Source organism: Phenylobacterium sp., assembly GCF_028290885.1.
Taxonomy (GTDB): Bacteria; Pseudomonadota; Alphaproteobacteria; order Caulobacterales; family Caulobacteraceae; genus Phenylobacterium.
This window is the reverse complement of sequence record NZ_JAQGIZ010000310.1, coordinates 1-3,752: the sequence shown is the minus strand read 5'-3', so window position 1 is coordinate 3,752 and position 3,752 is coordinate 1. Positions and strand designations below refer to the sequence as shown.

The window sequence follows — 3,752 nt, the reverse complement described above, 5'->3', positions numbered from 1 at the left end:
GCACAGCCAGGGGGAATACATCTTCGACCACGCCTGGGCCGACGCCTACGAGCGGGCGGGGGGCCAATATTATCCGAAGCTCCTGTCCGCCGCACCCTTCACCCCGGCCACCGGCGCGCGGCTGCTGGCCCGACCCGACGTGGATGCCGACGAGGCCAGGCGGTTCCTGCTGGGCGGGGCGCTGACGCTCTGCGAGCGCTACGGCGCCTCCTCCTTCCACGTGAACTTTCCAACCGAGGACGAGTGGCGCTGGATGGGCGGCCAGGGGCTGGCGCTGCGCGAGGGCCAGCAATACCACTGGGAAAACCGCGGCTACGCGACCTTCGACGACTTCCTGGGCGCGCTCTCCTCAGGCCGCCGCAAGACCATCCGGCGCGAGCGGCGTGACGCCACCGAAGGGCTGGAGATCTGCTGCCTGACCGGCGGCGACCTCACCGAAGAGCATTGGGACGCCTTCTTCGGCTTCTACATGGACACCGGCTCGCGCAAGTGGGGGCGGCCCTATCTGTCGCGGCCGTTCTTCTCGCTGCTGGGCGAGCGGATGGCCGAGCGGGTGCTGCTGATCATGGCCCGACGCGACGGGCGCTGGATCGCCGGCGCGCTCAACCTGATCGGCGACGACTGCCTCTTCGGGCGCAACTGGGGCTGCGTCGAGGATGTGCCCTTCCTGCACTTCGAGCTCTGCTATTACCGGGCCATCGAGTGGGCCATCGACCGCGGCCTCGCCCGCGTGGAGGCCGGCGCCCAGGGCCAGCACAAGATCGCCCGCGGCTATCTGCCGAGACCGGTCTACTCCGCCCACTACATCGCCGACCCGGCGCTGCGCGGCCCGGTCGAACGCTTCGTCGCCCAGGAACGCCAGGGCGTCGAGCACGAGATGGAATGGCTGGCCGAGGAGTTCTCGCCGTTTCGGCACGAGCCCTGATTTCCTTTCCCGCGCAGCGGGAGAGGGGGACCGCCCGCCGAAGAGCGGGTGGTGGAGAGGGCAAGCCTCACCCGAAACCTATCGGCGCGCCTCGACCAGCTCCAGCGCCCGAAGGATCACCCCGTCGGCGACTTGGCTAAGATTGGCGTACACGGCGCCGGCGCCGATCCGCATCACCGCGATCCCCCGCTGCGCCAGCCATCGATCTCGCGCCTCGTCCTTCGCGCGCTTCTCGTCGTCCCAGTGGGTGGCCCCGTCGATCTCGACCGCGAGCTTCGCCGCCGGACAGTAGAAGTCGAAAATCATAGACTCATACGCGAACTGGCGCCGGAAGATGGGCTGACCTCGTCCGCGCCCCTTGAGCTTCGACCAGAGCATGATCTCCGGCTCGGTCATGGCTTTCCGGAGAGCCCGCGCTCGTTTGACGATCTTGAGCGATGTGTTGGAGTCCATGCCGCCGCTTTCCCTCTCCACCGCTCGCTCTTCGGCGAGCAGTCCCCCTCTCCCGCTGCGCGGGGAAAGGAAGATCAGGAATTCTCCCAGGCCTGCTTCAGCAGCGCGGCCACCGACGCATCCACCTGGGCTGCGTTCTCCAGCACGATCTTGGCCTTCAGCCGCTCCGACCAGCCCTCGTTCTTCGGGGCCTCCAGCCCGGGGTCGGCATCCGGTGTCACGGCAAGGCCCAGCACGGCCTTGCCGCCCTTCGCCGGCCTGACCGAGGCGAACTGGAACTCACGGGAGAAGGCGGTGAAGGCCTTGCGCTGGCCGGTGACCACGGCGGGCAGCGCGGTGGCGGCCTGCTCGATCGCCTCGAAGATCGCGGTGGAGGCGGGATCGGTCCATAGCGCGGCGCGCAGCTTCTCCGGCTCGTCCCAGCCCTCGCCGGAGGGGAAGGCGGCGGACAGCACCTGGGCGGCGCGGTTCACGCCCAGGCCGTGGTTGTCCTTCAGCCATTGGGTGCGCGCCCGGGGCCTGGTCTCCGGGCAGGTGCGGGCGATGGCGATCCATTCGTCAAGCGTCCTGCCGGTGTCGCGCTCCAGGCTCGCCTTCACCGAAGCAAACCACTTCTCCTGGCGCGGGGTCAGGCCGGTCGGACTGTGGCTTCCGGACCCGCTCATCGTTCCACCCTCCCAGTGAACATGGCGATTTGCTACGACAGCTCCGATCAGGAGCGCTGCGCATGAGCTTGGACGGGACCTACGACGACGGCAACATCTTCGCCAAGATCCTGCGCGGGGAGACGCCGTCCGTGCGCGTCTTCGAGGACGAGCACGTGTTCGCCTTCATGGACGTCTTCCCGCAGGCCCGCGGCCACACCCTGGTGATCCCCAAGCATTCGCATGCGCGGAACCTGTTGGACGAGGAGCCCGCGGTGCTCTCCGAGCTGATCCTCGGGGTCCAGCGGGTGGCGCGGGCGGTTCGCGCGGCGCTCAATCCGGACGCCCTGGTGATCACCCAGTTCAACGGCGCCGTGGCCGGCCAGACCGTCTACCACCTGCACTTCCACATCATCCCGCGCTGGGAAGGCGTCGCGCTCGGCCGCCACGCCTCCGGCGCCATGGCCGACCCGGCGGAGCTGAAGGCGCTGGCAGAGCAGATCGCCGCGAAGATCAGTTAGGGACGAGCGCACCCCCAATGTCCGTCATCCCCGGCCTTGTGCCGGGGATCCATACGCACGGGCTTCGAAGATAATTCCCGCCATCGGTGCGTATGGATGGCCGGGACAAGCCCGGCCATGACGTTCGGAGGGAGAGTTCAAATGAAAAACCCCGGGCGCTAACCCGGGGCTTTCCTCGTGTCTGAGCTGGTGACCGTCAGTCCACCGCCACTGGCGCTTCGATAGCGTCCTCGGCCGGCGTCTCGATGACCGGGGCGCCGGGTTCGCGGTCCTCGCCCTCGATGTCGAAGGCCAGCTTGCCGTCCTTGAGCACCACCTTGACGTGGCCGCCCTTGACCAGCTTGCCGAACAGGATCTCGTCGGCGAGCGGCTTCTTGATGTGCTCCTGGATCACCCGGGCCAGCGGCCGGGCGCCGTAGAGCTCGTCGAAGCCGTTCTTGGCCAGCCAGTCGGCCGCCTCGTCGGAGGTCTCGATGGTCACGTGGCGGTCGGCCAGCTGGGCTTCGAGCTGGATGACGAACTTCTGCACCACCTGGCGGATGATGTCCGGCGTCAGCGACTTGAAGGCCACCACCGCGTCGAGGCGGTTGCGGAACTCCGGCGTGAACACCCGCTTGATCGCCTCCTCGGCCTCGTCGTCCTGCTTCCCGCGGCCGAAGCCGATGGAGTTGCGCTGGGCGTCGGAGGCGCCGGCGTTGGTGGTCATGATCAGGACCACGTTGCGGAAGTCGATCTTCTTGCCGTTGGAGTCCGTCAGGGCCCCGTGGTCCATGACCTGCAGCAGGATGTTGTAGACGTCCGGGTGGGCCTTCTCGATCTCATCGAGCAGCACGACCGCGTGCGGATGCTGGTCGACGGCGTCGGTCAGCAGGCCGCCCTGGTCGAAGCCCACATAGCCCGGAGGCGCGCCGATCAGGCGGCTCACCGTGTGGCGCTCCATGTACTCGCTCATATCGAAGCGCAGGAGCTCGATGCCGAGGGTGGAGGCCAGTTGGCGGGCGGTCTCGGTCTTGCCGGTGCCGGTGGGGCCCGAGAACAGATAGCAGCCGATCGGCTTGTTGGCGTCGCGCAGGCCGGCCCGCGCCATCTTCATGGCCGCCGACAGCTGGTCCAGCGCGTCGTCCTGGCCGTAGACCGCCCGCTTCAGGTCGGTCTCCAGCTGCTTCAGCGCCTCGGTGTCCGACTTGGAGACCGACTTCGGCGGGATGC

At 68.2% G+C, this 3,752-nt stretch carries 5 protein-coding genes; 2 read left to right on the top strand and 3 right to left on the bottom strand.

Annotation, left to right across the window (positions count from 1 at the left end; genetic code table 11):
• On the top strand, positions 1-925 hold a 925-nt coding region (locus JWP28_RS20200), incomplete at its 5' end, for a GNAT family N-acetyltransferase (protein ID WP_299545652.1).
• A 78-nt stretch (positions 926-1,003) separates the two neighbouring features.
• Here the strand turns inward: JWP28_RS20200 and JWP28_RS20195 are convergent.
• Together JWP28_RS20195 and JWP28_RS20190 are read right to left on the bottom strand one after the other, a co-directional pair.
• Positions 1,004-1,378, bottom strand: a complete 375-nt coding sequence (locus JWP28_RS20195; RefSeq protein ID WP_299545651.1) for a DUF559 domain-containing protein — start codon at positions 1,376-1,378, stop codon at positions 1,004-1,006.
• A gap of 74 nt (positions 1,379-1,452) precedes the next feature.
• The gene (locus JWP28_RS20190; RefSeq protein ID WP_299545650.1) at positions 1,453-2,043 is read right to left on the bottom strand and encodes a DUF4287 domain-containing protein; all 591 of its coding nucleotides are present in this window, start codon (positions 2,041-2,043) and stop codon (positions 1,453-1,455) included.
• A 62-nt stretch (positions 2,044-2,105) separates the two neighbouring features.
• Here JWP28_RS20190 and JWP28_RS20185 point away from each other — a divergent pair, with 62 nt between their 5' ends.
• Positions 2,106-2,543 carry an HIT family protein gene (locus tag JWP28_RS20185; protein WP_299545649.1) on the top strand — a complete coding sequence of 146 codons (438 nt, stop codon included), beginning with the start codon at positions 2,106-2,108 and terminating at the stop codon, positions 2,541-2,543.
• Positions 2,544-2,739: 196 nt separating this feature from the next.
• Here the strand turns inward: JWP28_RS20185 and JWP28_RS20180 are convergent.
• Positions 2,740-3,752: AAA family ATPase (locus tag JWP28_RS20180; RefSeq protein WP_299545648.1), on the bottom strand; the 1,013-nt coding region annotated here is incomplete at its 5' end.

What these genes read in the sequence shown, in the direction of transcription:
- JWP28_RS20195 (WP_299545651.1), bottom strand. Translation starts at nt 1,378, where the DNA reads ATGGACTCCAACACATCGCTCAAGATCGTCAAACGAGCGCGGGCTCTC.
- JWP28_RS20190 (WP_299545650.1), bottom strand. Translation starts at nt 2,043, where the DNA reads ATGAGCGGGTCCGGAAGCCACAGTCCGACCGGCCTGACCCCGCGCCAG.
- JWP28_RS20185 (WP_299545649.1), top strand. Translation starts at nt 2,106, where the DNA reads ATGAGCTTGGACGGGACCTACGACGACGGCAACATCTTCGCCAAGATC.